The sequence below is a fragment of the Paenibacillus durus ATCC 35681 genome (genome assembly GCF_000993825.1).
In the GTDB taxonomy this organism is placed as follows: Bacteria; Bacillota; Bacilli; order Paenibacillales; family Paenibacillaceae; genus Paenibacillus_AQ; species Paenibacillus_AQ durus_B.
This window is the reverse complement of the sequence record NZ_CP011114.1, coordinates 5191176-5205679: the sequence shown is the minus strand read 5'-3', so window position 1 is coordinate 5205679 and position 14504 is coordinate 5191176. Positions and strand designations below refer to the sequence as shown.

The following is a 14504-nucleotide window of genomic DNA, read 5'->3' as shown; positions in this document are numbered from 1 at the left end:
TCTAGTCTCCTCTCCTTAGATCGACAAGATCGGGACGGTGTCCCATGGTCCACAAGCTCAAAATCTCCTCCAACTCCAGGCTGCGGCTCTTGATCTTCTTTACGCCCAGATGCGCAAAGCGTTTCTCTAAATCCGGCAAACGGGAGGTGATCATCCGCGCCATGCCGGGAGCCTGCATACTCAGTTCCAGCGCCTCCGGGAGCTCGGCCGCAAGCTCTGCAAGTTCCGCTTCATCCGCCGCGCTGACCCAGACTTCGCTCCATGTACCGAGCAGCGTGTCTTTTTCGACCATGCCGAGCAGCTCCCCCTTATGGAGCAGGACGATGTAATCGGCCAGCCGGCGCACCTCCTCAACAATATGCGTGGAAATGACGATCGTCGCTTGCCGCTCATCCATATAGCGCTGGAACGTCTCGATCATGATCCGCCAGGCAAAAGGGTCCAGCCCCGATGAAGGCTCGTCGAGCAGCAGCAGCTTCGGACCGGCAGCCAGCGCGGCCGCGATCTCGAACTTGCGGCGTTCACCTTTGGACATTTTACCGAGCCTGGACCCTCGTGGCACCTCGAATTTATCCAGCATTTCCTGAAAAAAATCGCCGTCCCACTCCGGATACCACCTGCTGCGAAAGCAAGCGGCCTCTTCCGGCGTCCAGTGGCTCTCCTCTTGGATCGGGGATTCCGGCACATAGCCGATGCTCCGCCGGATATCCATCGGCAGTTCGCCTTCGGCGCTATTCCCGAACCAGCGAATGGTCCCCTCTTCCGGAAGCGCCAGCTTCAGCAGCATGCTCAGAAGCGTGCTTTTTCCCGAACCGTTCTGCCCCACCAGCGCGATGATATGTCCCTCCGGCAGCTCCAGGTTGATCGGCCCTATCGTTTTGGAGCGCCTTTTCTTGATCACATTCCGCATCTCCACCGCCAGTCGAACCATGCCTCACTCCCCCTTTTCGTCCTCTTCCCCGTATTTGCGCTTTACGATTTCCTGAAAAAGCTCATTCAACTCCTCTTCGCCGAACTGCACCGAGCGCCCGGTATCGACCGCCGCCTCCAGCGCCTTGCGGACCGTTTCCCTCCGGTATTCCGCTCTCGCTCCGTCTCCGACATGGGAGACAAAGGTTCCCGTTCCCTGCTTCGTCCGTAGCAGCCCTTCACCCTCCAGATCCTGATACACCCGGCGAACCGTGATCACGCTGCATTTTAAATCCCCCGCAAATTCCCGGATCGAGGGCAGCAGCGTCCCTTCCGCGAGATTGCCACTGATAATCAGCGACCGAAGCTGCGTCTCGATTTGGTGATACAGCGGCTCCGCGCTTTTTTCATCAATTTGTATAGGAATCCACACTGCTTACACCGCCTTCCCGCCCGCTAGCCGATTCGTCCCCCGTCATCATACAAGGTCCCGGCTCTTCAGCCTGAGAATCGTCCACCTGGAGAACAGTTGCACGGATACCGTGCCCGCAATCAGCGTTCCCCACATCAGGGGAGACAGCAGCCCCCACTCCTTCGAGTAGGCGAGGCTGTAGAACAGCAGATTGCCTCCGGAGAATTTCACCAGCATAGCTACTCCAAAAGAAATCAGCATGATCAGCAGAAGGAGCCAGAAATAAGCTTTGCCGCTATATAGAAACTCGATAAAAATGTACAAACCCGTTATTGCCAATCCATAGCCGATCCAGGTCAAGGAAAACACGACATAGCCGAGCGGTGAGATGGAAGCTCTGAGATGGCCGGCGAGCGCGTAGACCAGTCCAAAGAACAATGCGCCGTTCAGCGCGAAGCATATGACTGATTGCAGCTTTCTTTTGCATAGGACGGCTTTCAGCGGGATGGGCAGGCTTCGCAGATACGCCAGCATTTTCGTGTAGGAATCCGAGCTCCAATACTTCATCGCACGGCGGGAATACACAACTCCGAGGAACGGAACTACAGCCAGCAGCAAATAGTCTGGCAAAACGCTTCGCTGATGGGTGTCCGCCGATTCATTGACGAGTAATCCCATCAGTCCTGCCAGATAAGTCATAAAGACGATGGAGAACAGTGTAGTAATCACAATCCTTATTTTGTCGCCCCGCAAATCCCCCCGGATCATGAACAACGAATCTTTCAATGTCTGCATGAAGGTTAACCTCGCTTTAACGTGTGATTATGTGTGCTTACTGTATATATCTATATACACAGTATATGTCCTTATTTTTCCAACGTCAAGGAGATATAGGCAAAAAATACTGCCCACAAAAAAGAAGCCTTCGGGTAAAATCTACCTGAACACTGAACCTCTCTCACTTACCTCCGCAGTGGGCGCCGCCATGTGCGTTATGATATTCTCCACCATAATTTTCCAATTATGCTTGATAAAATTTGCCTGGCCCATACCGATATATATAAGAGCTTATCATTTATCTTTTTGGGGGGTAAACGGGTGAAGGGATATGCAAGGACACGCATCTTCATAATGATTTTGGCTAGCTTGGCTTTAATTGTCGCAGGATGTTCCAACAAAGCCGTTGAAGAACACAAGACGGAGGATACCAACATCACACTGAAAGTCTTCTGGTGGGGGTCGGAAGATCGGCAGAAAAGAACGGAAGCGGTCATCAAGCTGTTCGAAGAGCAGCATCCCGAAATTAAAATCGAAGGCTCCACCGTACCGTTATCGGGGTATTGGGATCAATTGGCCATGAAAGCAGCAGATCAGGATTTTCCTGACGTGCTTCAGATGGATTACAGTATGATTGCCGATTATTCCATACGCAAGCTGCTTGAACCACTGGATGCTTTTGTGGAAAAGGGCACGATCAATTTGAGCGATGTGGACAGCGTGTACGTCGATCCAGGCAAAATCAACAATGCGTTGTACGGTATTTCACTCGGCGTTAACGCACCGGCATTGATTTATGATCCCAAGGTATTCCAGCAGACGGGCATCAAAGGACCCGGGCCGGAAATCACCTATGATCAATTGATTGAGACAGGCAAACAGCTCAAAGCCGAGCTTGGCGAAGATTTCTATCCGCTAGATGCGGAGACGCTGGACTTCAGCTATTACATCCGGCAAAAAGGAGCGACGCTGTTCAGCACCGACGGCAAAGCGCTGGGATATGAGAACGACCAGGATCTGACTGATTTTTTCACACTGCAAAAGACACTCGTAAACGAAGGTATTATGGCGTTCTCCGGAAGCAAGGAAGAGAAGGATTCGCTGATCGTTAAAGGCGATTCCGCTTTCAGCCCAATTACGAGCAACCGGGTCATTCTATATAGCCAGCTTAAGGGAAGAACGATTCGCATGATGCCATTGCCGCTGCTGCAAGGCGGAGAGGAAGGAAATTATCTGAAACCGTCGCAATTCTTCTCCACTTCGTCCTACAGCAAGCATAAGGAAGCCGCTGCCGAGTTCATCAATTTCTTCACCAATGACACGGCGGCAAATGAAATTCTGCAAGGTGAGCGCGGGGTGCCGATTGCCGGTAAGATTCGGAAGCTGTTATCGGAGCAAGCGAACGACAGCGGTAAAGAGCAATACGATTATATCGAGTATGTCGCGAGCCACAACAAGCCGATTGATCCTCCGCCTCCGCGCGGAGCCAGCAAGGTAAACAACCTGCTGCTGCGCCTCGGCAAACAAGTCAACGATGGACTGAAGACGCCGGAGGCAGCCTCGCAGCAGTTCCGCAAAGAGGCAACGGCAACGCTTGCAGAAATGAATTCCTAAAGAGGTGGCGCGATGACAATCCTGCATTCTATCAAATCAAAGCTGCTGGGCAGCTTTTCCCTGATACTCATTTTTCTGGTGGTCGTAGGAACGATCAACTTTTTCCAGATGAACAGCATCGAGAGCACCTACAAGCAATTAATAGACGAGCGTTCCACTGCCGTCAGCCTGATTAAAGACCTGAGCATTGCGATCAATGATGAGAAAATAGCAACGAACTCCTACTTGTTGTACGCGGACGAGGCCTCTCTGGAACAATATACGGCCGCAATTGCCCGATACAAGAAGCTTAGCCATCAGCTTGAGGCCATTATTAATGATTCCGATGAGTGGCTGCTGCTGCAAGGTCTAAACCTGCTGCAGATTCAGTACACCAACTACGCCGAGCAAATGCTTGATCTGAAAGCGCAGAACAAGACAGCCGATTATATGGCAATCGGCTCAACAAATATTGAGCCCATCTCCAAGAAATTCTATGAAGCAGCCCAGAAATTGACGGCTATTCAAGAGAGCCTGCTGAAGGAGGGAATTGCCAACGCAGAAACACAGACTGCGGCTACCCAGAAGCTTTCGCTGGCGATTTCCGTGCTGGCTATCATCATCGGGGTAACTGTAGCCCTCTGGATCAGCCGGTCGATTTCGAGACCGGTGCTATTGCTTTCTAACGCCGCGAAGGTTATCTCCGGCGGCGATCTTACGATGCAGCAGTTCGAGATTTCCAGAAAGGATGAAATCGGCACATTGGCGGCTTCCTTCAATATCATGGTCGACCATCTGCGCCGGCTCATTCAGGAAGTCGGCATTAATGCCGAACAGGTAGCGGCAGCCTCCCAGGAACTAACGGCCGGGGCCGAACAGACTACCAAGGCGACAGAGCAAGTCGTGGAGATTACGGGAGAAGTTACGACCGGAGCTGAACGACAGCTTAGCACGGTCAGGGACGGACTCAAGGCCATTCATCATATGTCGGAAGAAGCCGAGATGCTGTCCACCGAAGCCAAAGCAGTGTCTAAAGAGGCGGATAGCTCTTCGCAGCTCGCCCAGGAGGGAAGCCTGAACATCCGCACTGCCATTGAAACCATGCGCAACATCGAAGAAACGGTGAACGACATCTCTCGTGAGGTCACGGTTCTGGGTGAGCGTTCTCAGAACATCAACCAGTTGGTTAACGTGATCTCTGAAATTGCGGGCAAAACAAATCTGCTTGCCCTGAATGCCGCGATTGAAGCGGCCCGGGCCGGGGATGCAGGCCGAGGCTTCGCCGTGGTTGCGGCGGAAGTCCGCAAGCTTGCGGAGCAATCCGCCGCTTCTGCGCAGAATATTGCCGGTCTCGTTGATAGCATTCAAGAACACACCATGACCACCATGCAGAAAGTGGCGCTCGGCACCCAAGTTGTAAGTTCCGGCATGGATGCGGTGCTCGCGGCGGGCAATTCTTTTGACACGATCTATTCGTCCATCCAGGGTGTTGCGGTGCAGATGGCTAAAGTAACAGACATCTCACAGGATATTTCGAAGAGCACGCAGCAGTTGGTCTCCACCTTCGAGCATATCTCAGCTGTGGCCGACAACACTGCCGCAGGCACAGAAAGCGTCTCCGCCGCCAGCCAGGAGCAGCTCGCCACGATGGAGGAAATCACAAGCTCCGCCTCGGCGCTCGCCAAGATGTCCGAAGAGCTCATTGGAATGGTCAATAAATTCAAGGTATAGGCCACCAATCAAAAGGGTGCCTTAGCTGCCTTTTACATGGCTTCTAAGACACCCTCTTCTTCTTGGACAGCTTTCCTCGCGGACGCTTTACGCGCCCATAATCACTTCCCACACCGGCTTCGTATGCCCGCCTGGATACATCAAATATAGCAGCACATATACCGCCACGCCCGTTATGGCCGTGATGAACCAGATCACAGAGGTGACTCTTCCCCACCTGCGGTGCTTGGCGTATTTCTCCTTGAAGCCCAGCGTCAGCGTCGTAATGCCGAATACGGCGGCTACGGATGCAAGCACGATATGAAAAATGAGAAACACATGATACAGCCCCGACAGGCTCTCCGGCCCGCCCCATGACGTATTGCCGACAAATACCGTTCTCGACGCATACACAACAAAGAACAGTACCGCAAAAATCGCGGCGGCAATCATCGTCTTCTTATGCGCCTCGCGTTTGCCTTTAATGATGAGTCCCCAACCGATAGCCACAAGCACCGCGCTGATGACGATGAACGATGTGCTGATCGTTGGAAACACTGTGAATATGTCCATGTTCGTCCTCCTAGACCTCACCGGCAGATGCACAGGTCAGTTCGCCGCTTTCACCCCGGAAGACTCCGGAAGCTCCTCGTCGCCGTCCTGCCCGTTCTCTTTTTTATACCAGTGATAGAACACAGAAGCAAGCATGGAGGCAAAAATAACCTCCTGAATGAACTTCATCCCAATGCCGCCGACCTGCTGGTCCACTCTTGGATTCATCACTTCAAAAAAAGCCGGTCCGCCAAAAGAACGCAGCAGCTCCGCGCTTTCGCCCGAAACGCAGTAGCCCATTGCTCTGGCCCAGGCGCTCGGGTCGCTGTACGTCGCATAAAGCGGCTTATCGGCAAAAATAATCAGCCCGCACGCGGGCGTCAGCAGCACCATATTAAGGAAGATAAATCCCACCTTGACCAGCCCGTTCCAGCGGTCCTCTTCCGGTAGCGGATGGATCAGCGTCCACCACATCAGCGCCGAAGCGACAAACAAAATCAAGTAATACAGCCGGTGAACGGCAAAATGCAGCATCACATAATCATGGACCGCAGGGATATGGTACAGGGAGAACAAGCCGTTAAACAATAGCGCCGCTGTGACCGGGTGGGCCAGAAAGGACAGACGCCGGAAGGGATTGACTCGCAGCGCGGCCCGCCACACCTCGGCCGGAATCCCGAGCATGATGAGCGGGACGGCAACGTAATAGGACAGCGCCATGCTGAGCATATGAAAAGAAAACATCAGATGCCCCAGCAGACTGACCGGCCCGCCCTGGGCCAGATAGAGCATCGCCATTCCGGTGACGAAGAAAATCCTCCTCCGTAGGGGTGCGGGTGATGCCATCCCGAACAGTCCAGCCATTGGGCCAACCAGCACAAAATAACCGGAGACCGCCACCAGCATCCCCGCCAGAAACAGCGGGCTCCATACATCGGCAAAGCTGAACACGTTCAGTCCGAGCATCGTCCAAGCCTCCCCGCGTTAGGATGTACGTCAATGAATCGCCTGTTCCGGCGCCGGCAGATACCCGAAGCCAGTACATGGCTTAGCGGGCGCTTCCCGTATACGCAGCATACCCGCTTCATCTGCCGCCACTCGCTGAATACGCAGCATACCCGCTCCACAATTGACTGCATGCTACCTCTGCCACGACGCCCCCGTATGCACAGCATATCCACTTACCTCGACGCTCCTTCTTATTCGCTTCATAATCGCCGCCTCTGCCACAACTCGCCGAATGCGGAGCATATCCACTTACCTCGACGCTCCTTCTTATTCGCTTCATAATCGCCGCCTCTGCCACAACTCGCCGTTCGCGCACCACATCAGCTTGCCTCTACCGCAGCTCACCGTATACGCATACCCGTTCCCTCATTAACTGCTTACCTGCCTGCCTCTACCTCCGCTCCCTCTTATTCGCTGCACTCCCGCCACCTCTGCCGCCGCCCCTATGCGCAGCATACCCGCCTGCCTCTACCGCCGCTGCGGAACCTCATTCCTGAAGCTACTTTCGAATATCAGGGAAAACCTCCTGCTTATTTCGCCTTTTCGAACGATTTCCGCTATTAAACGGGAATTCCTCCCTCTCATTCAAGCGAAAACGGCCAAAACTTCGGTTAAAGAGGAATTATACCGGAGGTTTTCCGCTATAATCTACCATTCCACTCCATCCACCTCAATTAAGACGGAGAATTTCCAGTTCAGCCGAACCGGGCAACCGTTATCGCGCATCGCGTCATCGCGTCATCGTGTCATCGCATAGGCTTTCGCGAACTATGGCCCCTGCCGGCTCCTGGGATTCAGCAAAGCCTCTAAGCTCTGGTTAGGAAATGGCTTTCCCTTAGAACCCGTTTCAAGAAAGATATCCCACAACAGAGGCTCCCTGCCTTCGCAAGCTTGTTTAACCCCCTTGACGGCAGAGCCCGGACAGAGCTACATTCCGAAAAAAAGGCTGGCCCCGGCCCGCCTCTCCCCTTCATTCCCACCAGACCCAGTACAAAGCCATGATGATACAGGTTCCGGCGATCAGGAAACCGCCCAGAATGAAAATGATCGGCATCATGTGCCCTTTATCCTTCAAATGCATCCAGTAGCCCATCTGCACAAAGACCTGAATCAAGGCCATGACCAGCAGCAAAATGACCGCAAAGACCGCATTGACTTCTCCGGCCGCCACCGCCGCAAAAGCAATAAGCGTCAGCACAGCCGAAAGGACGAATATCAAAATATGCTTCTGCGGGCCCTCCTGACGGTGGCGGCGCTTCACGCCATGATCCCGGGTATGCTGTTCAGCAGCCATAGCCTAGCCCACCTTTCCGAGCAGATAGACAACCGTGAAGATGAAGACCCACACCACGTCGATAAAATGCCAGTACATGGCGGAGACATAAATCTTCGGCGCGGTTACTGTGGTCAGCCCTTTATAGGCCAGCTGTCCGATCAGCAATGAGATCCACAAAATGCCGAAGGCGACGTGCGCGCCGTGGAAGCCGACCAGCGTATAGAACGCCGAACTGAACGCGCTTGTGGTCATGCCGAATTTTTCAAGCCCTACATACTGGCTGAATTCATAAATTTCCAGTCCGAGAAAGCCAAGTCCCAGCACCACGGTAACAAGCAGCCAATTCCGAAGCAGCGCCGGACGGTTCCGGTGCATCGCTTGAATGGCGAAGACGCTGGTCAGGCTGCTGACGAGCAGAAGGAAGGTCGCTGCCGCAACAAGCGGCAGGTGAAAAAGATCATTAGCTGCCGGACCTTCATTCGTCTGATTCCGCAGCGCCAGGAAGGTGGCGAACAAGGTGCCGAACAGCACGGCCTCGCCGCCGAGAAACAGCCAAAAGGCCAGCACTTTGTTTCGGCCTTCGGCGGTCGCTTTCTCCGGTTCATGGGGCAGGCCGCCGTTCATGGGTTCCGCATGCGTCGTTGTCATTTCCGGTTCACCTTCCTTCCAGCTCTCCCGGCTCGATGTGCCAGCCGTGATCGTCATAGAGCGAACGCATCAGCATGGCTCCGAAAGTAATGAGCAGACCGAGTCCGGTCACAATGTAGTTGTTGAACAAAAAGCTCACCAGAGCGCTGCCGAAATGATCCCGGCTGAACATGAACCCGAGACCGGCGATAAAGATGCCTACCGACATGATGAACGGCAGCGGCGTCGCCGAAGGCATATGAATCGATCCTATTGGCTCGGCCGGGGCCATCCCCTTGTTCCCCGCCGTCTTTTCCTTCCAGAAAGCATCGAGCCCGCGCACAAGCGGCGTCTGCTTGAAATTGTATTCCGGCGGCGGCGACGGGATGCTCCATTCCAGTGTCCGGCCATCCTCCCAGGGATCGTCTCCAGCGTCCGGCGGCTTTTTTGAAGTGACTATGATATTGGTTAAAAAAACCAGCGTACCGATTCCCATCAGCCCGGCCCCGATCGTACTGACCAGATTCAGCGTATCGAAATGCTGGTTCGGCAGATAGGTGAACACCCGGCGCTGCATCCCCATCAGCCCCAGGAAATGCTGGACGAAGAAGGTCAGGTGAAATCCGGTGATGAACGTCCAGAACGTCCATTTTCCCAAAGTCTCGCTTAACATGCGCCCGAACATCTTGGGCCACCAGTAGTGCAGCCCTGCGAATAGGCCCATTACCAAGCCGCCGACGATAACATAATGAAAATGCGCCACGACGAAGTACGTATCATGGAACTGGAAATCGGCGGGCGCGGATGCCAGCATTACGCCGGTGACGCCGCCCATGGTGAACGTCGGAATGAATCCGGAGGCGAACAGGTTGGGCGTGGCAAAACGCACCGAACCACCCCATAGCGTAAACAGCCAGTTGAAGATTTTAATTCCCGTCGGAACCGCGATCAGCATCGTCGATACGGCGAAGAGCGCATTCGCAACAGGGCCGAGACCGGTCGTGAACATATGATGCGCCCAGACCATGAAGCCAAGGAAGGCGATCAGGATGGTCGCGAACACCATGGAGCTGTAGCCGAACAGCCGCTTGCGCGCAAAGGTCGGTATGACCTCGGAGATAATGCCGAAGGCCGGGAGAATGAGAATGTAGACCTCGGGATGGCCGAAGATCCAGAAGATATGCTGCCAGAGCACAGGGCTTCCGCCCCCGCCGGGCACAAAAAAATTCGCGCCGAGAATCCGGTCGAAGGTCAACAGCACAAGGCCGACGGTAATTGCGGGAAAAGCGAACAGAATAATGGCGGACGTAATAAACGTCGTCCAGGCGAACATCGGCATCCGCATGAACGACATGCCCGGCGCGCGCATCGTAATGATGGTCGCCAAGAAGTTAATGCCGCCGATCAGGGTGCCCAGGCCGGCGATTTGCAGGCCGATTGTGTAAAAATCGACACCGTGCGTTCCGCTGTAAGCGGTACCGGACAACGGCGTGTAAGACGTCCAGCCCGCGTCGGGCGCGCCGCCCATCATCCAGCTAAGGTTAAGCAGCAGGCCGCCGAACAGGAACGTCCAGAAGCCAAGCGCGTTCAGAAAAGGGAACGCAACGTCGCGCGCGCCGATCTGCAGCGGAATGACCGCGTTCATCAGGGCGAAGATAATCGGCATAACGCCGAGAAAGATCATCGTAGTGCCGTGCATCGTAATCAGTTCGTTGAAGGTCTGGGCGTCGACAAAATCATTCATGGGCTTAATGAGCTGCCACCGGATCAGGAGCGCTTCAATCCCGCCGATGCCAAAAAACAATCCTCCCGCCCACAGGTACAGAATGGCGATTTTTTTATGGTCGACGGTCGTAATCCAGTCCATCAGCCCGGTATGCCGTTTGACGCCGTGCGCGGCAGGCTTCGGAGACTTCAAGGTATGCGCTGCTTGAGCCAAGGTTCGTACCCCCTTTTCAATGATCCGCTTGGTATGGGCTGCTACGGGCTAGTTCAATTTATAGCCGGCCAGATATTCGGCGATCCGGTCAATTTCGTCGCCCGTCAGGCCCATATCCTTGCTGGGGTCGGGCATTCGATTGCCCGGCTTTACGCCTTGCGTGTCATGCAGCCATGTCTTCAAATTCTCCTCCACGGGAGCGCCGTCCTGGCGGGTATCGTCATTGAGCAGAATACCGGCTACCGATTGGCGGGAGCCAATGCCGGTCAGGTTCGGCCCCACCGACAGTCCCTGATCGCCGACCGCGTGGCATTTCAGGCACTGCTCTTTGAAGGTCTTAGCAAGCGCCGGATCTTCGGGAAGCACCGCAGGTGCTTTTTGCGCCTCAATCCACTGATTAAATTCATCATTGCTAACCGCTTTCACTTTAAATTCCATAAATCCGTGGGAAGGTCCGCACAGCTCGGCGCATTTGCCGCGGTACACGCCTTCTTTTGGTGCGCTAAAGCTGAATCGATTGGTCGCTCCGGTCGGGTTGGTATCTATTTTGCCGGAAAGTGAGGGGACCCAGAAGGAATGCAGCACATCGTTAGTCGTCAATTCAAAAGCAATGTCCTTGCCGGCGGGAATAATCAGATCCTGCGCCGTCTTGATGCCGTAATCGGGGTATTCGAATTCCCACCAGTATTGGTGGCCGGTCACTTTGACTTTGATCGCGTTCTTGTCGCCCGAATGATTGTCCCCTAGGGCGAACACCGTCCTCACCGTCGGAACCGCCAGCACGATAACGAGAATGAGCGGAATCACCGTCCAGAGCACTTCCAGCTTGAAGCTGCCCTCGACCTGCTCCGGGGTTTCATTCTGTCCCGGCTTCCGGCGGAAGCGGATCATCACATAAGCCGCAATTGAAAATACGATCAGCAGTACGACAATCATGATGGAAATCGCCAGCTTCATCAGTCCCAGCGAGCTTTCCGCGGCCGGACCCTGCGGCCTAAGCACCGACAGGTCTTCACGGCCGCAGCCGGCGAGAACCATTCCGAACACCGCGATCAGGGGAAGAAGCCGCCTTGCAGACTGCCACGTTCTCATCATCGATCAACCCCGCTTTTTCCGATTTCAATCAGATTACATGCCCTATGCTGTCAATTATAACAATCACTATTAATATAATTTTCGGGCCCTGTTTTGTCAATCATTCACATTTATTTCACAAAGTCGAAAAAGCTTGTCAAATCAACATTTGCAATCGCTTACCGAAAGCGATATTATTATAAATAGGCATATGTAGCGCTTACAATGCCCTTTCCCCTCTATTATCCATTTGACAAATTTTCACCGTTTGAATCCAAGTCATGTTAGAGTGCACAAAAAAACCGCTCTCTGCGGCTACCCGCAAATCACGGTTTATAAAATCCTTACGGATGAAAAAACTGACAGTTAAGAGACTGACGAATTTAACTTTACCAGCTCATGCTCTACGACCATGGTGAGTTCTTCCTCATAGCCTCCTGTAATCCGGTATTTACGGACATAATCTTTGACGAATTTCTTCGGATCCTTGGGCCGGAAAATACGTGTCATTTCCCGCAGACTTTCCTTGACTTCGTTGTGACCTTTGCTTGCCATGATCAGTTCCCTCCCAAAACATTGAATTGAATGCTCCGTTGTAGAGAATGCATGATGAAAAGTCCGCCATTACTTCGAAATGCAAGGGCTAGTTCTAGATATTAAAGATCGGCAGTTCCTTGCATTTATCGATCTATTCGCTAATTCGCTGGGCGAAGGGCCAAGCATAGCGTATTTACAGACCGGTGAAGCAGGTTCGTCGCGATTTGGGCTGAGAGCTCAGGTGTGATTAACACCCTGACACTGTGATTACCCGAAAAGCCAAGTCTCTGATCACTCCTTTCGGGCTTTATCGTTTTATTGTATCATATTCCGGTCCAACTTCCACCTTTCCTGTGAAATGTCCACATGAAAACTTTATTGACAGAATGTCCTGGAACACACGTTCTATTATACCATAGCTTTTAGACCATTGGTCAAGCCATTCATGAAAATTTTCAGAAACATTTGTTAATTAAGACTACACGGGCAGGGCTCATACTTTGTCCCGGCCGCTCATAATGTTGTATGGAGGAAGCATCTGGAAGCGGGCCAAAGCCCCAGGGTGCTTGGTTTATATGACAGGAGAGTGAAGCCCTTGTCCCCTTTTCGTTCATCCGTCGGCTTGCCGGATTATATTGCGGCTGCGCTGTGCTATCTGTTCCCTTTTGCCGGAGGCATCGTCTTTCTCGCTCTGGAGAAGCGAAGCCGGTTCGTGTTGTTCCATTCTCTTCAGTCTCTATTGGCCTACGGCGCGCTGATGGTCGGCCATGTGCTGGCTGGCCTGCTGCCATTCATCGGCCCGCTACTGGCCGCGCTCATCTTCCTGATCAGCTTCGGCGTATGGCTGCTGATGACGTACCATGCGCTGAGGGGCAGCTGGTATAAACTGCCCTGGGCCGGCGATATCGCGGAGCGGCAGCTGCGGCGGCTGTGAGTCCCGCATGTTCATGAAAGGGATTCCCTTTTGCCTCTGCTCTTAGGGTACAATGTATAAGAACAACAGCATGAATTTGGACCTGGGGGAAAATGAATGTACCTGTTTGTGATCAATCCGCGCTCCGGCGGCGGAGCCGGGCGGCACGCCTGGCTGCGAGCCGAGAAACGGCTGAAGGAGCGGGCGGTGGAGTACGAGGCGCTGCACACAGAGAGCGCATCGGGTGCTGGGCGCGATGTGATGCAGGCGCTGGCGCGCCGGGAGAAATGGAGCTCCTGCGTGGTGGTCGGCGGCGACGGGACGATTCACAGCGTTCTATCGGCGCTGCTGGCGAGCGGCGTCCCGCTCGGCATCCTGCCCGCCGGGTCCGGCAATGACAGCGCGCGCAGCTTCGGCATTCCGCTGGAGCCGGAGGCCGCGCTTGACGCCGTGCTTGACGGCGCCAGCGTCCCGGCCGACCTGCTGCTGGCCGGGGACAGCTATACGCTGACCGCCGCCGCCAGCGGATTCGACGCCCAGGTTGCAGAGAATGTCAACAGGGGCCGGTATAAGCGGGTATGCAATGCCCTGCACGCGGGCCGCCTGGCCTATCTGATCGGCGTACTCCAGACGCTGATCACCTTTTGGCCGTGCCGGGCCAGCGTTGTCTTGGACGGACGGGAGCAGCACTTCGAGGGCGTCTGGCTCGCGTCGGTCTGCAACCTGCCGAGCTACGGCGGCGGGCTGCTCATCGCGCCGCAGGCGAGACCGGACGACGGCCGGCTCGACGTCTGCGTCGTCCACGGGTGCAGCCGCATGCAGCTGCTGCGGCTGTTCCCGACGGTGCTGAAGGGCAGCCATGTCTCGCTGCCCTTCGTGACGATGCTGCGCGGGACAAGCGCAGCGATTCGCTTCGAGCGCGAGCAGCCCGCGATCGGCGACGGCGAGAGCCTCGGCCGCGGCGATCTGGCCGTGCGCTGCGAGCCGGGGGCGCTGCGCGTGCTTGCGCCGCGGGCCGCAGGCCCTGGGCCGGCCTGACGATGCCGGCACTAACGAACGCAGAAGGCCCCCGGGAAGGAGCCTGCTTCAAGAAGGCGGATTAGCCGCCCCTAAGCCCTCCATTCCCTTCCCGGAAGCGATAACAGAAAAGCAGCCGTTATGACCCGGGCCATCCCGC

14 protein-coding genes are annotated in these 14504 nt (G+C 54.7%); 4 read left to right on the top strand and 10 right to left on the bottom strand.

Annotation, left to right across the window (positions count from 1 at the left end; genetic code table 11):
• Nucleotide 1 precedes the first annotated feature (1 nt).
• The 3 genes from VK70_RS24325 to VK70_RS24315 are packed head-to-tail and all read right to left on the bottom strand — an operon-like array spanning nucleotide 2 to nucleotide 2116.
• Entirely contained in the window at nucleotides 2-931 is a 930-nt protein-coding gene (locus VK70_RS24325; protein WP_025693753.1) for an ATP-binding cassette domain-containing protein, read from the bottom strand.
• A 3-nt stretch (nucleotides 932-934) separates the two neighbouring features.
• Nucleotides 935-1342 (bottom strand): GntR family transcriptional regulator, encoded by a 408-nt coding sequence (locus tag VK70_RS24320; protein WP_025693754.1) that lies wholly within the window; start codon nucleotides 1340-1342, stop codon nucleotides 935-937.
• 45 nt (nucleotides 1343-1387) lie between these two features.
• Entirely contained in the window at nucleotides 1388-2116 is a 729-nt protein-coding gene (locus VK70_RS24315; protein ID WP_025693755.1) for a hypothetical protein, read from the bottom strand.
• Between the two features lie 303 nt (nucleotides 2117-2419).
• Between VK70_RS24315 and VK70_RS24310 the strand changes: the two genes are divergently transcribed.
• Both VK70_RS24310 and VK70_RS24305 read left to right on the top strand, forming a co-directional pair.
• On the top strand, nucleotides 2420-3712 hold the full coding sequence (locus VK70_RS24310; protein WP_025693756.1) for an ABC transporter substrate-binding protein: 1293 nt from the start codon (nucleotides 2420-2422) through the stop codon (nucleotides 3710-3712).
• A gap of 12 nt (nucleotides 3713-3724) precedes the next feature.
• Complete coding sequence (locus VK70_RS24305) at nucleotides 3725-5422, top strand: methyl-accepting chemotaxis protein (RefSeq protein ID WP_025693757.1); 1698 nt, start codon at nucleotides 3725-3727, stop codon at nucleotides 5420-5422.
• A gap of 87 nt (nucleotides 5423-5509) precedes the next feature.
• Here the strand turns inward: VK70_RS24305 and VK70_RS24300 are convergent, their stop codons facing one another.
• The 7 genes from VK70_RS24300 to VK70_RS24270 form a co-directional block, all read right to left on the bottom strand.
• The gene (locus tag VK70_RS24300) at nucleotides 5510-5974 is read right to left on the bottom strand and encodes a DUF420 domain-containing protein (protein WP_025693758.1); all 465 of its coding nucleotides are present in this window, start codon (nucleotides 5972-5974) and stop codon (nucleotides 5510-5512) included.
• Between the two features lie 36 nt (nucleotides 5975-6010).
• Complete coding sequence (ctaG, locus tag VK70_RS24295; protein ID WP_025693759.1) at nucleotides 6011-6919, bottom strand: cytochrome c oxidase assembly factor CtaG; 909 nt, start codon at nucleotides 6917-6919, stop codon at nucleotides 6011-6013.
• 1012 nt (nucleotides 6920-7931) lie between these two features.
• Nucleotides 7932-8255 (bottom strand): cytochrome C oxidase subunit IV family protein, encoded by a 324-nt coding sequence (locus tag VK70_RS24290; protein ID WP_025694685.1) that lies wholly within the window; start codon nucleotides 8253-8255, stop codon nucleotides 7932-7934.
• Between the two features lie 3 nt (nucleotides 8256-8258).
• Nucleotides 8259-8885, bottom strand: a complete 627-nt coding sequence (locus tag VK70_RS24285) for a cytochrome (ubi)quinol oxidase subunit III (RefSeq protein WP_025694686.1) — start codon at nucleotides 8883-8885, stop codon at nucleotides 8259-8261.
• Nucleotides 8886-8892: 7 nt separating this feature from the next.
• On the bottom strand, nucleotides 8893-10731 hold the full coding sequence (gene ctaD, locus VK70_RS24280; protein ID WP_025694687.1) for a cytochrome c oxidase subunit I: 1839 nt from the start codon (nucleotides 10729-10731) through the stop codon (nucleotides 8893-8895).
• Nucleotides 10732-10851: 120 nt separating this feature from the next.
• The gene (gene coxB, locus VK70_RS24275) at nucleotides 10852-11898 is read right to left on the bottom strand and encodes a cytochrome c oxidase subunit II (RefSeq protein ID WP_046723872.1); all 1047 of its coding nucleotides are present in this window, start codon (nucleotides 11896-11898) and stop codon (nucleotides 10852-10854) included.
• 345 nt (nucleotides 11899-12243) lie between these two features.
• On the bottom strand, nucleotides 12244-12432 hold the full coding sequence (locus tag VK70_RS24270; protein WP_025691166.1) for a hypothetical protein: 189 nt from the start codon (nucleotides 12430-12432) through the stop codon (nucleotides 12244-12246).
• Between the two features lie 577 nt (nucleotides 12433-13009).
• On the opposite strand from VK70_RS24270, the gene VK70_RS24265 reads away from it, so the two are divergent.
• Both VK70_RS24265 and VK70_RS24260 read left to right on the top strand, forming a co-directional pair.
• Entirely contained in the window at nucleotides 13010-13348 is a 339-nt protein-coding gene (locus VK70_RS24265; RefSeq protein ID WP_025691167.1) for a DUF4870 domain-containing protein, read from the top strand.
• 96 nt (nucleotides 13349-13444) lie between these two features.
• Nucleotides 13445-14365 (top strand): diacylglycerol/lipid kinase family protein, encoded by a 921-nt coding sequence (locus VK70_RS24260; protein WP_046723868.1) that lies wholly within the window; start codon nucleotides 13445-13447, stop codon nucleotides 14363-14365.
• Nucleotides 14366-14504 lie beyond the last annotated feature (139 nt).

What these genes read in the sequence shown, in the direction of transcription:
- VK70_RS24285 (WP_025694686.1), bottom strand. Translation starts at nt 8,885, where the DNA reads ATGACAACGACGCATGCGGAACCCATGAACGGCGGCCTGCCCCATGAA.
- ctaD (WP_025694687.1), bottom strand. Translation starts at nt 10,731, where the DNA reads ATGGACTGGATTACGACCGTCGACCATAAAAAAATCGCCATTCTGTAC.
- VK70_RS24270 (WP_025691166.1), bottom strand. Translation starts at nt 12,432, where the DNA reads ATGGCAAGCAAAGGTCACAACGAAGTCAAGGAAAGTCTGCGGGAAATG.
- VK70_RS24305 (WP_025693757.1), top strand. Translation starts at nt 3,725, where the DNA reads ATGACAATCCTGCATTCTATCAAATCAAAGCTGCTGGGCAGCTTTTCC.
- VK70_RS24300 (WP_025693758.1), bottom strand. Translation starts at nt 5,974, where the DNA reads ATGGACATATTCACAGTGTTTCCAACGATCAGCACATCGTTCATCGTC.
- coxB (WP_046723872.1), bottom strand. Translation starts at nt 11,898, where the DNA reads ATGATGAGAACGTGGCAGTCTGCAAGGCGGCTTCTTCCCCTGATCGCG.
- VK70_RS24315 (WP_025693755.1), bottom strand. Translation starts at nt 2,116, where the DNA reads ATGCAGACATTGAAAGATTCGTTGTTCATGATCCGGGGGGATTTGCGG.
- VK70_RS24325 (WP_025693753.1), bottom strand. Translation starts at nt 931, where the DNA reads ATGGTTCGACTGGCGGTGGAGATGCGGAATGTGATCAAGAAAAGGCGC.
- VK70_RS24290 (WP_025694685.1), bottom strand. Translation starts at nt 8,255, where the DNA reads ATGGCTGCTGAACAGCATACCCGGGATCATGGCGTGAAGCGCCGCCAC.
- VK70_RS24260 (WP_046723868.1), top strand. Translation starts at nt 13,445, where the DNA reads ATGTACCTGTTTGTGATCAATCCGCGCTCCGGCGGCGGAGCCGGGCGG.
- ctaG (WP_025693759.1), bottom strand. Translation starts at nt 6,919, where the DNA reads ATGCTCGGACTGAACGTGTTCAGCTTTGCCGATGTATGGAGCCCGCTG.